Origin of the sequence: Natrialba sp. INN-245, from assembly GCF_009807105.1 — an archaeon.
Lineage (GTDB): Archaea > Halobacteriota > Halobacteria > Halobacteriales > Natrialbaceae > Natrarchaeobius > Natrarchaeobius swarupiae.
Genome location: NZ_WUBV01000026.1, coordinates 82,122 through 96,323, shown reverse-complemented (window position 1 = coordinate 96,323; position 14,202 = coordinate 82,122). Strand labels below are relative to the sequence as shown.

Here is a 14,202-nt window from a genome sequence, read left to right as displayed (position 1 = left end):
CGCTTCTATGAACTGGTTTATCAAACGGACCGGCCAGGCGATATTCACCCTCTGGGCAGTTGCAACCCTCTCGTTCGGGCTCATTCGACTGATGCCCGGTGGCGCGGCCGATATCATGGCCTCACGGCTACAACAGCAAGCACAGGGATCGAACATTCCGCGCGAGCAACTCCGGGAGATGGTCGCCTCCCAACTCAACGTCGACCCCGACGCGCCGATCCACGAGGCGTACTACCAGTACATGTCCGCGCTCGTGCAAGGCGACTTCGGAAACTCGATCCGGTACGGTGGGCAGGAAGTGAACGCCATTATCGCCGATACCCTTCCCTGGACCCTGTTTCTCATGTCGCTTTCGACGCTCGGCATGTTCGCCATCGCGCTCTCGCTCGGCGCGATCATGGCCTACAAGGAGGGATCGACGTTCGACCTCGCGAATACGGGCGTCGGAATCCTCCTCAGCTCCATCCCCTACTACGTCGCCGCCGTCGTCTTCATCGCCTTTCTCGGCTACCGGACGCCGCTGTTTCCCGTTCGAGGACGCTATCCCTCCGGCGTCGATCCCGGCTTTACCATCGAGTTCATCGGCGGTGCGTTCCACCATGCCATGTTACCCGCACTGTCGTTTATCGTCACCGGCTACGGCCTGCTCGCACTCACCATGCGCGGCAACAGCATCCAGGTTCTCGGCGAAGATTACGTCAGAGTCGCCAGACTCCGCGGACTCCCCGACCGACGGATCGCGCTTCGCTACGTCGGCCGAAACGCCGTCCTTCCGCTCTATACCAGCCTCCTCATCTCCATCGGCTTCATGTTCGGCGGCTCGATCATCCTCGAGATCCTCTTCCAGTACCGGGGCATCGGCTTCGAGATGGAACAGGGGATCATCTACCGGGATATGCCGCTGATGATGGGGACGTTTCTCGTGATCACGTTCGGCGTCGTCATCGCACTCTGGATCGGTGACGCCACGTACGGGAAACTGGATCCGCGGATCAAATCGGGTGATGACAGTGAAGCCTACTGACGACGACGCAGTGAAGGCTACCGACGGGGAGTCGTCGTCAGTAGACGGCTCTCGCACGGACGGCGGACAGATGTTCTCGCAGGCGGAGATAACGGAGGTTACCCGAACGCAGCGGTACCAGGAGTGGTTCGCCGAGTCCATCGCCGAACCGTTCCGAATCGCCTGGAGCGACTGGCGAACCAAGGTCGGTCTCCTCATCATCGTCGGCTTTCTCCTCATGGGGCTGGTCGCCTGGATCTCCTCGTCGACCTGGTTCGTCCTCGAGCGCATCGTCCTCGTCGATCCACCGATCGCCAACCAGGGCTCCCCTCGGCTCCAGCCTCTCGAGGACATGAGCCATCCCCTCGGCACGGACATGAACGGCCGAGATCTCATCTCGGGCGTCGTTCACGCGACGCCGACGATGATCCAGATGATCCTCGCCGGCGCCGTCTTCGCCATCGTCGTTGCCGTGATCGTCGGCACCCTCGCGGGCTACAAAGGCGGCACGACCGAAACCGTTCTCATGACCGCGAGCGACGTCGCGATGACCATCCCCGGCCTCCCGCTGGTGATCGTCCTCGTCGTCCTCATCGAACCGCAGTCGCCGTGGCTGATCGGCATCATCATCACGATCAACGTCTGGGCCGGCATCGCCCGGACGATCCACTCGCAGGTGCTCTCGTTGCGCGAAAACTCCTACGTCGAAGCCTCCCGCACGATGGGCATCGGTACGCCGACGATCATCCAGAAGGACATCCTGCCGAATCTCATGCCGTACGTCCTCGTCAACTTCGTCTACGCCTCCCGACGCGTCATCTACGACAGCGTCGCGCTCTACTTCCTCGGCTTTCTCTCGTTCCGAGGCGTCGAGAACTGGGGCGTGATGATGCACCTCGCGTACGCCAACGCGAGTGCGCTGTTGAACCCGGAGGCGACGTACATGCTGATCGTCCCGATGCTTCCGATCGTCGTCCTCTCGTTCGGGCTGATGCTGTTCGCACAGGGAACCGACAGGCTATTTAACCCCCGCGTGCGGACGAGAAACGAAGGGAAATCGAAGACCAATGAGACCGACGAACCCGACCCAATGACGGGGGTGTGACGATGAGTATGCACGAATCCACGACCGACCGAGACCTGTACCAGACCGCCGACCCGATCGTCGAGATTCGGGACGCGGAGGTCGTCTTCGAGATGGACCGCGGCGTCTCCCGGGTCCTCGAGAGCGTCGACCTCGACGTCGACCGAAACGAGATCCTCGGAATCGTCGGCGAAAGCGGCAGCGGCAAATCGATGCTCGCCTCCGCCATGCTCGATGCCGTCGTCGATCCCGGAATCCTCTCGGGATCGATCACCTACCACCCCGACGGGAGAGAGTCCGTCGACGTCCTCGAACTCGACGACCGCGAACTCAAGAAGCTCCGCTGGGAGGATATCTCGATGGTGTTCCAGGGCGCGATGAGTTCGTTCAACCCGACGATGAACGTCGGCGGTCACTTCACCGAGACCCTCGACGCCCACAACTACGACGTCGAGGCCGGCATGGATCGGGCCCGTGAACTCCTCGCGGATCTCTACCTCGAGCCCGAACGGGTACTCGAGGCCTACCCACACGAACTCTCCGGGGGGATGAAACAGCGGGCGCTCATCGCGCTCTCGGTCGTCCTCGAGCCGGACGTCCTCGTCATGGACGAGCCGACCGCGGCCCTCGACCTCCTGATGCAGCGATCGATCCTCTCGTTGCTCGAGGGGCTCAAAGAGAAGTACGACCTGACGCTCGTGTTCATCACGCACGACCTGCCGCTGGTGGCCGAACTCGCAGACCGGATGGCCGTCATGTACGCCTTCCAACTGGTCGAGATCGGCCCGACCGAGGAGATCCTCGGGAACGCCGCACACCCCTACACGCGAGCGTTGCTGAACGCCACGCCGAACCTCGATGCGCCGCTTTCGGAGATGCGACCGATCGACGGCTCCGCACCGGATCCGGTCGACGTGCCAGCCGGCTGTTCGTACCATCCACGGTGTCCGCTCGCCGACGACACCTGCGTCGCCGCCGATCCGGAGTACCACGGCGTCTCCGAGAGCCACGGCGTCGCCTGCCACCACTGGGAACACGCTGCCGAGGAGATCCCGTTCACCGTCGACGCCGTCGAGGCGACCACCGGAGGTGACCAGCGATGAGCGACCACCTCGTCTCCCTCGAGGACGTGGAAGTCCACTTCGAGGAGAGCCAGGGCATACTCGACTTCGGCGCTCCGGAGGTCGTCCAGGCCGTCGACGGCGTCTCGCTCGAGATCGAGGAAAACGACGTCGTCGCGCTGGTCGGCGAGTCCGGCTGTGGGAAGACGACGCTCGGCAAGACGGCGATCGGGCTCCAGCGGCCGACCGGCGGGAGCGTCTCCTACCGCGGTCAGGACATCTGGGACGCGAAAGACAATCGTGGCGACGTCGACATCCCCCACGACGAGATTCGCCGATCGCTCCAGATCATCCACCAGGATCCCGGCAGTTCGCTCAACCCCAACCGCCGAGTGATGAAGATCCTCGAGGCACCGCTGAAACGGTGGCAGGACCAGATGAGCGCGGGCGACCGCCGCCGGGAGGTGCTCTCGATGCTCGAGCGGGTGGGGATGACGCCGCCTGGCGACTACGCGGGGCGGTATCCCCACCAGCTCTCCGGTGGGGAGAAACAACGCGTCGCGCTCGTGCGAGCGCTGCTGATGGATCCCGACCTCATCCTCGCCGACGAGGCGATCAGCGCACTCGACGTCTCGCTTCGCGTCGAGATGATGGACCTGATGCTCGATCTGCAAGCCCAGTTCGATACCTCCTTTATCGCCGTCTCGCACGACCTCTCGAACGCGCGCTACTTCGCCTCCCACGGCGACGGACGGATCGGCGTGATGTATCTCGGCCGACTCGTCGAGATCGGGCCGGCCGAAGAGATCATCACCAACCCCAAACATCCCTACACGAAGGTTCTCCGGTGGGCGACGCCCGACCTTCGGGCAGGGGTCGACTCCGGCGATCCGCCGGTTCGAAAGATCGACATCCCCGATCCGAAGAACCCGCCGTCGGGCTGTCGGTTCCACACCCGGTGTCCGGAGGCACGAGACGCCTGTCTGCGTGAGGATCCCGGCGCGTACGACGTCGGATCCGATCACGAAGTCGCCTGCTTTCGCGAACTCGACGAGCACGAGTACTGGTCGAGTTCGCCGCTTGCAGACGAGGAACTCGACGACACGTCGCCGTCAGCACCGTCGACGGACTGACGGCGATCTGCCGCGAGGACGGATCGCCAACGTGACAGACACCAGCGTTCGGATCCGTTCCGACGTCGGATCTACTGGTCGAGTTTGTCCGGTCGATCCCCCGAACGAAGCTATCAGTCGTTCGAAAATCGATCTCGCCCTCGAGTCCGACCAGTACCGCGTCTCGGACGTCTGGAGCGACGACGAGTGGACTACGACCGACGAGATTCACGCGACCGTCGAACCTCACGGAGTCGCGTTCTACCGCGTCGGAGCACGCTGAGGGGAGTGACCACTCGAGGTCGAGAGATAGCTGTCGAGTATACGCCTATAACAGATACCATATGTATGCTGGAGAATACACGTGGTCCAATATCCTTCACTTCTTATGACTACACCTGTTAACCCGTTTTTCACGTCCGGGTTTCAATCAGTGCCACAGCGGACCTGGGAGTTATTTCTCCGCTTTCGAAGAGTGTATCGCACGCAAATAGGGACTTTACTTACCACAAAACTCCCAGTCACACCACAGAAATGTTACGGGTATGAAGCATATGTGTATTTGTATTTCACACGCCTCTCACTCCTTTTAATACGTGTTTACTCTCGAATAGGTGTGGAAAAACATCGTTAACAAATAGTGTCCGATCGATGAAGTCGAGGACGTAACCGCTGAGTGTGGCTACACTCGGACCGTCACACGAACGAGTCGAGACGACGTTGCAGACGTCCGGTGGGGTGGACCTGCCCACGATGTAACGCTGAGCCGACGGCGGGCGAGATCCGTCGTCGGAGACGTTCGGATGGGAGTGACCCGAAATCCGGTGTCCGGCGGTCGGATTCGGTTTCACCTCCCATCGGCGAGCACGGATCACGCTCACGAACTACCGTAACCGGTACGAGAACGGCTACCAGTGATCGATCGGCACGACCGGATCATCGGCCTGGAGATGCGGTCGTCTCGAGCGCCGGTTGGGTTCCAGCGTTCGTTCCGATCGGTTCCTCGGAGCCGACGTCCGGCTCGGGCACCTCGTCCGGTTCGCTCTCGTCGGTCTCCTCGATGACGTACCGTTGGCCGAGCATCGGATCGAGCAACTCGTCGACGCCGCCGCGGTCGTCCCGGAGCACCGGCGCGTCGGCCGTATCCGGCTCGGCCATCTGGTTGTCGACCGCGTCCTCGAGATCGACGCCGAGCGCTCGGTCCGCGTTTCGCTGTGCGAACTCGTCCTGGCCGAGGTCGCTGTCGGCATTCGTCGCCACGACCTGAATGTTCTGAATCGCACTCGATGGCGACGTTCGGAAGCTGTAGACGTCGGGAAAGACCGTCACCATCGTTCGATGCTGGGCTCGGTAGAACTCCGATCCGGAGCCACTGGGCGCGGAGATGACGTTGGCATAGAGAACGCCGTCGTCGCTCAGTCGATCCGAGGCCAGTTCCATGAACTCGACCGTGGTGAGGTGAAACGGCACCTGGTCCTGTTTGTAGGCGTCGAGGACGATCACGTCGTACGTCTCGTCGGTGTTCTCGAGGAACTGCCGTCCGTCCTGGGCGTAGACGTTCAGGTCGTCGCTCTCCTCGAGTCCAAAGTACTCCTCTGCGGCGTCGGTCACCGCCGGATCGATCTCGACGACATCGACCGTCGCGTCGTATCGCTGTTCGAAGTCCTGGGGGCCGGTGAAACCGCCGCCACCGACGAACAACACCCGCTCGACGTCCTGGTGGTCCTCGACCGCGAGCATCGAGAGGTGAAAGTACCGCGTATACGTGAAGACGTGGCGATCCGGATCGGAGAGATCCGTGGCGCTGTGTCGCGAGCCGTCGAGATACATCGTCCGCTCGTCACCGTTGTCGACGATCTCGAGGTGCTGGTGTGCGGTGTGTTCCTCGTAGACGACGTCACCACGGTGGTCGAGTGCGACCGGACTCACACCGGCTGCGACAACGAGCAATACTGCGATCGCGACGCTCGCCACCGTCGGCTTGCGGGGGAGCCCTGGAAGCGTGAGTCCGACGGCCGTCGCGACGAGAACGAACCCGAACAGCAGACCGATCGTCTCGATCGTCATCGCGGGAATGAGCACGAACGTCGTCGCCGCCGAGCCGACGATACTCCCGATCGTCCCGAGCGCGTAAACGTGGCCCGACGCCTCGCCGACCCCCTGTTTCTGCGAGAGTTCGGCGGCGTACGGACTGATAAATCCGAGCAAGTACGTCGGCGGGCCGAACAACGCGATAACCGCCGGCAGCGAGGCGTACCGAGGCGGGAGCGGGAGCGTCGACGTATACGCGAGCAACAGATCGCCGGCGTAGATCACGATCCCGACGTAGACTGCAGTCGCGAGCATGATCCAACTCATCTGCCCGTTCGTCGCCAGTGACGCCCGTTTCCCGCCCTGCCAGTAGCCGAGGCTCAACGCGATCAGAAAGACGGTCAGGATCCCGCCGACCGTGTAGATGTGACTTCCGAACTGAGGCGCGACGATTCGAACGGCGAGAATCTCGAGGCCCATGCTGGTGACCCCCGAGACGAACACCGCGACCTCGGGTTTGGTGGGCCGGTACGACGCGAGCGCCCGTCGGTCCATACCACAACAAAACCGCGGTCGGTTGTGTACCTGTTGTTTCGACACACCGACTCCACCGTCAGGAAGACGCTCGTCCGTCGACTGCTTACGGTTTGATTACGAACTGCGTGATCGCGAAGATGACCAGCGCGACGAACGCGACGTTGACGAGCGTTAACTCGGTCGCACCCATAAACGAGAGCCCCCAGACGACCGTCCATCCGAACAGGACGGAAAGGGCGACGTTGAACAGCGCTGCCACTCGTGGATCGCCCTCCGAGGACTCGAGTCCGTCGCGAAACCCCTCCCGCTCGTCGTCGCTCATGTCAGTAGAGGCGTCCGTCGCGTACTTAGTCGTTTTCGTCGTTGCGCGAGATCGATCACCGAACGTTATCCGGCAGCGGTGTAAACGAGTGTGGTATGCGAGACGTATCGGTTTCCGGATTCATACAGGAAACGCCGGGCGTGCTTCGCCGACACCTCGATCCTGCGACCGTGGTCGAAGCCGAAGGGTCGTTCACACCCTCGAGCGTCGACGAGCGCGAGGAAGAAACGATCGTCGTCGCGTCGGGACCTGGCCTCGAGTTCCCACTCCGGTTCGAGAATCGCGACGACGAAATCGTCTACACGCAGGCGAGCGAGGACGGCCCGTTCGCCCGGATGGAGACCCGGATCGAGTTCGACAGGGAAAACGAGGGAACACGGGTAACGATCCACTCCTCGGTCGAACTCGCCGCACCGATCCCCTTCGGTGACCGGATTGCTGCATGGAAGCGGCGTCGCGAACTCTCCCGAATGCTCGAGGCCGTGACTCGAGACCTCGAGTAACCCGAGTTAGCGCAGGACGACCCTCCCGCCGACCTCACTCGGGAACGGGTTCTCGAGCGCCTCGCCGTCGACGGCGTCGGGAGCGCAGACGCAATCCCGGAGGGAGTCACGAAGCGCGGCTTCGTCGAACTGGCCGATGAAGACGAGTTCGGTCCGGCGGTCGCCGTGCTCGTCGTCCCAGGGCTCGTCTGGGTGATTTCGGCGGTAGAGACGCTGCTGGGCGGCCGGTCGCGTCGCGATCCAGTTCCCTCGCGCCTCGAGTACGACCGACCGTCCGGCCTGACTGAGCTGAATCAGCAGATCGTCGCGACCCGCGATCCAGCACTGCCCTTTCGCTCTGACGACCGACTCGGGCAGGTCCTCGAGAAACGAGGCGAATCGGGTCGGATGAAACGGCTCGGTTCGCCGGACCGTGATCGACGTGACGTCGTAAATCTGGTCAGGGGTTCGGTGATCGTGTTCGTGGTCGTCGTGGCCGTGATCGCTATGGCCGTGTTCGTCGTGGTCGTCGTGGCCGTGATCACCGTGGTCGTCGAGATGTCCGTGTTCTCGAGCGTGCTCGAGCGCGCGTTGCCAGCCGGGGAGATCACCGAGTTCGTCCGGATCGAACAGTTCCCGACCGAGAAGCCGGCTGGGATCGATCTCGCTGAACGTCGTTCGGTGGATCTCCGTGTCGGGCTGGAGCGCTTCCACGATCGTCTCGAGCCGATCGAGATCGTCCGCGTCGAGGAGATCCGCCTTGTTCAACAGGACGAAGTTGCTGAACTCGAGTTGTTCGACGAGCAGGTCAGAGAGCGGCCGATCCTCGGCGTCCGGTGGTGTCTCCCGCTCGAGCGATCGGCCCTCGACGGCGTCGAGGAGCAGACTGGCGTCGACGACTGTGACGAGCGAGTCGACCTCGTAGCGCTCGGCAGCGGCCGACCCGGTCGTGAACAGCCGTGCGACCGGCGCGGGTTCACTGATCCCGGAGGATTCGACGACCAACTGGTCGAAGTCGTAGCCCCGAGCCAACCGACGAACTTCGGTCTCGAGATCGTCCTGAAGCTCACAGCAGATACAGCCGTTGCTCAACTCGGCGATGCCATCTCGTGCGAGATCGGTTTCGTCCTCGAGCAACGCCGCGTCGACGTTGACGTCGCCCATGTCGTTGACGAGGACGGCGATGCGCCGATCGGTGCGCTCGAGCAGATGGTTGAGTAACGTCGTTTTCCCGGCACCCAGGTTCCCGCTGACGACCGCCACCGGTATTCGACCCGAAGCCATAGCTGTCGAATTAACGCCCAACTCGTATAATAGAACTGGTCGCTGGCTCGGGCGATATGCTTTTGGCCCGACGTTCGAAACGTCCTGGCATGAGTCTGGTTCGTCGTATCGTCGCATACAAAAACGCACTCGAAGGATGGTTGCGCGATCGGTTCGAGGACACGCTACCCGGTCTCTGGGCGCGTGGGCTGTACCACGGGCTGTTCTCACATCCGGCGTACGAAATCATCGAACTCGAGGCCGAGGACATCGAGGACGCGTTCATGGTCGCGTGCTTTCCCGACGCGTTCGGCATTCCGAGCCCGGTTTCCTACTATACGGCCGAGTTACTGCCGTATCTCGAGGACGAGTACGAACAGTGGCAACGGCGGATGTGGGATCGCGGGAGTCTCCTCGAGCGAAAAGGAAAGCAGCTTCACTTCTGATGGGTGGAACACGATTCGTCTTCTTCGGCGGGAAAGGTGGCGTCGGAAAGACGACGGTCTCGAGTGCGTTCGGACTCGACAGTGCGCGGGCGGGCGATCGGACCCTGCTCGTCTCGACCGATCCGGCCCACAGCACGGGCGACGTGTTCGAGCAGTCCTTCGGCGACGATCCACAGCGCGTCGAGAGCTACGAAAACCTCTGGGCGATGGAGATCGATCCCGAACGCGAGATCGCCGACCACCTCCAGGGGATCAAACGGAAACTCAACAGCCAGCTGAGCGCGTCGATGATCAACGAGGTCGACGTCCAACTCGAGATGGCCCACCAGACGCCGGGGGCCTACGAAGCCGCCCTGTTCGATCGGTTCATCGACGTGATGGCCAACGTCGAGGAGTACGATCGAGTCGTGTTCGACACCTCGCCGACCGGCGGAACGCTTCGATTGCTCTCGCTCCCGGAACTCCTCCGGGACTGGGTCGAACAACTGCGGGCCAAGCGGATGCAAAGCGTCGAACTCTACGAGCGAGCAGCGATCGGGAAGCGCGAGCCCAGGCGAATGCGCGAGGGCGATCCTATCCTCGCCAGACTCGAGGAACGACGAGATCGGTTCGAGTTCGCCCACGAGACGCTTCGGACGGACGCCTCGTTCTATCTGGTGATGAACCCGGACGACCTCTCGCTTCGCGAGACCGAACGCGCGGTCGACGCACTCGATGAGTACGATCTCGACGTCGGCGGAATTGTCATCAACAGAGTGACACCGGAACCCGAGTCTCACGAGGAGGGACGCGGCGCGTCGTACCTTCGCGAACGGTGTTCGAAAGAACGAGATCGGATCGAAGCGGCCCACGATCGCCTCGAGCCGCCGATAGTGGCGGAAATCGAGGCCCGCGTCGAGGAGGTCAAGGGGCCGTTGCTCGCCGACGTCGCGGACGAACTCGATGTGATTCGGACCGAGGGGCGCGATCAGTCCTCGACGCGGTAGACGTAGTCGTCGACGTCTTTGTACGCGGTCAACCCGGTGTGATACCAGTTGTCGCCACCCCGGAGCGTGAACCGTTCGTCCTCGAGGGTGTCGTTGTCGTAGTAGCCGTCGGCGACGTTCGGGCCGGCGACGACGAGTTCACCACAGGCCTCGGACGAAACGGTCTCGTCGCCCTCGACGACCGGACACTCTTCGAACGCCGGGTTGACGATACGGGCCTGGCCACCGGGTACTGGGCGACCGAGCGACCGATTGCTGCCGTCGACGTTCACCAGCGCGACCGGCCCCGTCTCGGTTCTGCCGTAGAAGTAGTACCGCTTCTCACAGCCGGCATCCGACAGCATCTCTCGAGCACTGGGAGGAAACGGACCACCTACCGAACCGGCGACCCGCAGCGACGAGAGGTCGACGGCCTCGAGCAGTTCGTCCGCGGCCAACCTGGCGTACATCGACGGAGAGAGGTGAAAGACGGTGATGTCGTGTGCGTCGAGCCGATCGACCGTGGCTTCGGCCGACGGATTCGCGATCAGGTTGTACCGACCACCTGTGAGGAGCGTCGCGTTGAGAACGGGGGTTATGTTGAAGAGGTGAGTCGCTGGGAGCACGCTGAGTTGTTCGTCTTCCGGACCGAGGCCACCTGGAACGATCTCTGCGACGGCTTCGGCGTTCGACCGAAGCGCCTCGTGTGAGAGAACCACACCCGTCTTTCTTGGTGTTTCCGTACCTGTATACGAGAGCAATGCGGGGTCCTCGTCCGCTCGCTCGATGACTTCCCAGAAGTCGTAGAGCCCGTCGGTGTCGGTAAACGCATCGAAGTCGACTCCCAGATTCGCACCGTCGCCGACCCGCACCAGCGCGTTGAGCGTGTCGACGTTCGAGAGAATACCCGTCACCTGATCGTCCGTCGCGACGACGACGTTTGCGCCGACCTGCCGTGTGATTGCTGACTTCTCCTCGGTTTCGAACCGGGGATTGATCGGCACAGCGACGCTCCCGTTTCGGAGCGTTCCGAGTAGTGCAACGACGAACGCGGTGCTGTTCGGGAGACAGATCGGTACCGTATCGCCGGCTCTGACGTCGTACTTTCGAAGCCCCCCGGCGAACTCGCTGGCCCGAATCCAGAGTTCTCGATACGTCAGCTCGTCGTTACCGTCTACGAGAGCTGTCGAGAGGGGTCGCTGTTCGACGGTCTGGCGCATCGAATCCACCACGTTCGTCATACGTTCTAATATTCATAGAGAAGACACGTATATAATAAGTTCCATGAAAAATATGTCATGTTAGAGGGACAGACATTGACTCCCACCGAGTATAGTCTTCGAGTGAAACGCGACCGACGCAACCGGGATTCCCGACGAAGGAAATAGCGATCGATTAGAATCCGGTTGGAGGGAGTCACACCCCACTATCTGAGTGAATTGCCGCGAACGGGTTCATAGCAGTTATTCCAGACCTGAGTGATATTTATTCCCACGTGCACTACAAAACAACTCCTTTGACCTCTCTCCCAGTTGATTCACTTCGATCATCTGTGATAAATATAATTTATTATACTAAAACATGGTGGTTGTTTGGGGGAGATTTAAGTTGTATTTATGCATGGTGTATCCTGGGGTATGAAACCATGGTACAGGTAGTTTGGATGGTCGCGTTCGTACTGATAACGTTCACAGTTGGATATCTCGGCTACTCGAGATATCTCGCGCAGTTCGTCGAGCTCGACGACGAGCGAACGACACCGGCACACAAGTATCAGGATGGCCAGGAGTACGTGCCATCCAAGAAACCGGTCTTGCTCGGGCACCACTACTCGAGTATCGCGGGAGGAGCACCGATCGCTGGGCCGATCACGGCCGCAGCCGCGTTCGGCTGGCTTCCAGCACTTCTCTGGGTTGGGATCGGCAACCCGATTTTCGGCGCGGTGCACGACTTCATGTCGCTTTCCTCGAGCGTTCGCCACGAGGGGAAATCGATCGGATACATCATCGGCCAGTACGTCGGGAAACGCGGCAAGAACATGTTACTGTGGTTTGCGTTCCTGACGATCATCCTCGTGATCGCGGCGTTCGCGTTCCTGATTGCGGCAGTGTTCAACGCGTTCCCGGCGGCGGCGACCGCCAGTATCGTCTACCTCGCGCTTGCCGTTCTCTTCGGAGTCTATCTCTACCAGTTCGGACTCCCGTTCATTCCGGGGGCGATCGCGTTCACCCTCGCCGTCTTCGGCGGCGTCTGGGTCGGCCTCGAGTTCCCGTTCGCGATCGTCGCGACGGAGACGATGCCCGCGGGAACGATCACGATCTTCGGTGAGGGAGCACTCAGCTTCCTCCCGCTCGCTGGCGCGATGGGTGCAAACTTCGCGGCGTGGACGATCGTCGTCGTCCTCTATGCGTTCGCCGCGAGCGTCCTGCCGGTCTGGGTGTTGCTCCAGCCGCGGGACTTCCTGACCTCCGCGATCCTGTACGTCGGTGTCGGGGGGATGTTGCTCGCCGTCATCGTCGCCACCGTCATCGGCTTCAGCCCGGTCACGATCGATGCCGTCTGGGATCCGGGAGTCGAGACGGTCACCGTCGACGCGCTGACGGCGAACCTGCCGGCGTTCACCGGATTCGTCCATCCGGCGCTCGGCCCGCTGTTCCCGTTCCTGTTCATCACGATCGCCTGCGGGACGATCAGCGGCTTCCACTCGCTGGTTTCCTCGGGGACGACGGCCAAACAGCTCGACAAAGAGACCGACGCACGGCTGATCGGCTACGGCGGCATGCTCGGGGAGGGACTGCTCGCGGTGACTGCGATCCTCGCCGTCTCGCTCGTCGCCGGTGCCGGTGACAGCCTCGCTGCAGCGCTCGTCACGTTCCCGGCCGGTGGTGGCGCGTTGCTCACCGTCTACGGCCTCGGAGTCGCAACCGCGACGACGTTCATCGGCCTCCTGTTCGTGAGCTTCCTGCTCACCAGTACCGACACGGCGATGCGACTGGGTCGGTACATGTTAGAGGAGATCATCGGCACGCCCGAGACCCAGATCGAGGAGACGTTCATGAACCGCTACGTGAACGCGAGCGTCGCCGCGATCGGTGGCTACCTCCTGGTCGCCTCCGGTACCTGGGAGAACATCTGGCCGCTGTTCGGCGGTGCGAACCAGACCCTCGCCGCGCTCGCGTTGCTCGTCGCGACGATCTGGCTCGCCAACTGGAGCGACACGAAACAGTTGATCAGCACCGGCGTGCCGCTCCTGTTCATGATCGGCGTCACGCTCGTCGGTCTCCTGTGGATCGGACTCCTCAGGAACCCGTCGACGATCCTCTCCGGAGAGACCGGAACCATCGAGTCGATATCACTCGGGCTACAGAGCATCATCGCACTCGTTCTCGTCGGGTTGACACTCGGATTACTCAAGATGGGGTACTCGAGCATCAAAGAGGCCAGAGACGGGCTCGATAGCGACTCGATCGTCGGTGCCGAAACGGGGCCAAGCGACGACTAGCATCGGTACCGTCCCAACCGAGTTTCGAAAGCGAGTTCAGTCGTCCGGTTCCCGCCATCCACGCCCTCTTTCCGTCGACCGAACCCGACCAGTCGGTAGAGTTAGGTATCTCGAACTCGTCGGTCGACGTATGACCGATTCGTCCGAGAAGGAAGCCTGCGGCCGCTGTAGCATGAGTACCGTGGTCGATATGGCGACCGAAGACGGACACCGAAGCCGAGACCCCCTCGAGGGAGACCGAATCGAACTCGAGGAGGACGAACTCCGCCGCGCCAGCCCGCACGTCGTCTTGCTGGGTCGGGTCAAATCCTACCTCGACGCGTTCGCTCGGCGGCTTACCTACGGGAAGTAAACGCAGTCGAACCACGGAGGGGATCGGCGTTCGAACGGACGG

14 protein-coding genes are annotated in these 14,202 nt (G+C 62.0%); 10 read left to right on the top strand and 4 right to left on the bottom strand.

The genetic code is table 11. The features are described 5' to 3' along the window. Positions 1-7 precede the first annotated feature (7 nt). The 5 genes from GRS80_RS08945 to GRS80_RS08925 are packed head-to-tail and all read left to right on the top strand — an operon-like array spanning position 8 to position 4,543. Positions 8-1,024, top strand: a complete 1,017-nt coding sequence (locus GRS80_RS08945) for an ABC transporter permease (protein WP_160047235.1) — start codon at positions 8-10, stop codon at positions 1,022-1,024. Continuing rightward, a complete protein-coding gene (locus GRS80_RS08940) occupies positions 1,005-2,108 on the top strand; it encodes an ABC transporter permease (RefSeq protein ID WP_235019691.1) in 1,104 nt (367 codons plus the stop codon). Before GRS80_RS08945 ends, GRS80_RS08940 begins: the two co-directional genes overlap by 20 nt. Before the next feature lie 8 nt (positions 2,109-2,116). Beyond that, the gene (locus GRS80_RS08935; RefSeq protein ID WP_235019690.1) at positions 2,117-3,190 is read left to right on the top strand and encodes an ABC transporter ATP-binding protein; all 1,074 of its coding nucleotides are present in this window, start codon (positions 2,117-2,119) and stop codon (positions 3,188-3,190) included. Next, a complete protein-coding gene (locus tag GRS80_RS08930; RefSeq protein ID WP_160047233.1) occupies positions 3,187-4,281 on the top strand; it encodes an ABC transporter ATP-binding protein in 1,095 nt (364 codons plus the stop codon). Before GRS80_RS08935 ends, GRS80_RS08930 begins: the two co-directional genes overlap by 4 nt. A gap of 31 nt (positions 4,282-4,312) precedes the next feature. Continuing rightward, positions 4,313-4,543 carry a hypothetical protein gene (locus GRS80_RS08925; RefSeq protein ID WP_160047232.1) on the top strand — a complete coding sequence of 77 codons (231 nt, stop codon included), beginning with the start codon at positions 4,313-4,315 and terminating at the stop codon, positions 4,541-4,543. A 653-nt stretch (positions 4,544-5,196) separates the two neighbouring features. Here the strand turns inward: GRS80_RS08925 and GRS80_RS08920 are convergent. After that, positions 5,197-6,846, bottom strand: a complete 1,650-nt coding sequence (locus GRS80_RS08920) for a fused MFS/spermidine synthase (RefSeq protein WP_160047231.1) — start codon at positions 6,844-6,846, stop codon at positions 5,197-5,199. Between the two features lie 85 nt (positions 6,847-6,931). After that, a complete protein-coding gene (locus GRS80_RS08915; RefSeq protein WP_149082009.1) occupies positions 6,932-7,150 on the bottom strand; it encodes a hypothetical protein in 219 nt (72 codons plus the stop codon). A 95-nt stretch (positions 7,151-7,245) separates the two neighbouring features. On the opposite strand from GRS80_RS08915, the gene GRS80_RS08910 reads away from it, so the two are divergent. Next, positions 7,246-7,653: an SRPBCC family protein gene (locus GRS80_RS08910; RefSeq protein ID WP_160047230.1), complete on the top strand. Its 408-nt coding sequence runs from the start codon at positions 7,246-7,248 to the stop codon at positions 7,651-7,653. Positions 7,654-7,659: 6 nt separating this feature from the next. On the opposite strand, the gene GRS80_RS08905 is transcribed toward GRS80_RS08910, so the two are convergent. Then, positions 7,660-8,916 (bottom strand): GTP-binding protein, encoded by a 1,257-nt coding sequence (locus tag GRS80_RS08905; protein ID WP_160047229.1) that lies wholly within the window; start codon positions 8,914-8,916, stop codon positions 7,660-7,662. 89 nt (positions 8,917-9,005) lie between these two features. On the opposite strand from GRS80_RS08905, the gene GRS80_RS08900 reads away from it, so the two are divergent. Next, positions 9,006-9,341 (top strand): hypothetical protein, encoded by a 336-nt coding sequence (locus GRS80_RS08900; RefSeq protein ID WP_149082012.1) that lies wholly within the window; start codon positions 9,006-9,008, stop codon positions 9,339-9,341. Continuing rightward, on the top strand, positions 9,341-10,327 hold the full coding sequence (locus GRS80_RS08895; RefSeq protein ID WP_160047228.1) for an ArsA family ATPase: 987 nt from the start codon (positions 9,341-9,343) through the stop codon (positions 10,325-10,327). Before GRS80_RS08900 ends, GRS80_RS08895 begins: the two co-directional genes overlap by 1 nt. Here GRS80_RS08895 and GRS80_RS08890 read toward each other — a convergent pair. After that, positions 10,309-11,547: a class I adenylate-forming enzyme family protein gene (locus GRS80_RS08890; protein ID WP_160047227.1), complete on the bottom strand. Its 1,239-nt coding sequence runs from the start codon at positions 11,545-11,547 to the stop codon at positions 10,309-10,311. The two genes, GRS80_RS08895 and GRS80_RS08890, sit on opposite strands and share 19 nt — an antisense overlap. Before the next feature lie 404 nt (positions 11,548-11,951). Here GRS80_RS08890 and GRS80_RS08885 point away from each other — a divergent pair, with 404 nt between their 5' ends. Further along, complete coding sequence (locus tag GRS80_RS08885; RefSeq protein ID WP_160047226.1) at positions 11,952-13,808, top strand: carbon starvation CstA family protein; 1,857 nt, start codon at positions 11,952-11,954, stop codon at positions 13,806-13,808. Positions 13,809-13,938: 130 nt separating this feature from the next. Next, entirely contained in the window at positions 13,939-14,160 is a 222-nt protein-coding gene (locus GRS80_RS08880) for a hypothetical protein (protein WP_160047225.1), read from the top strand. The last annotated feature ends 42 nt before the right edge of the window (positions 14,161-14,202 follow it).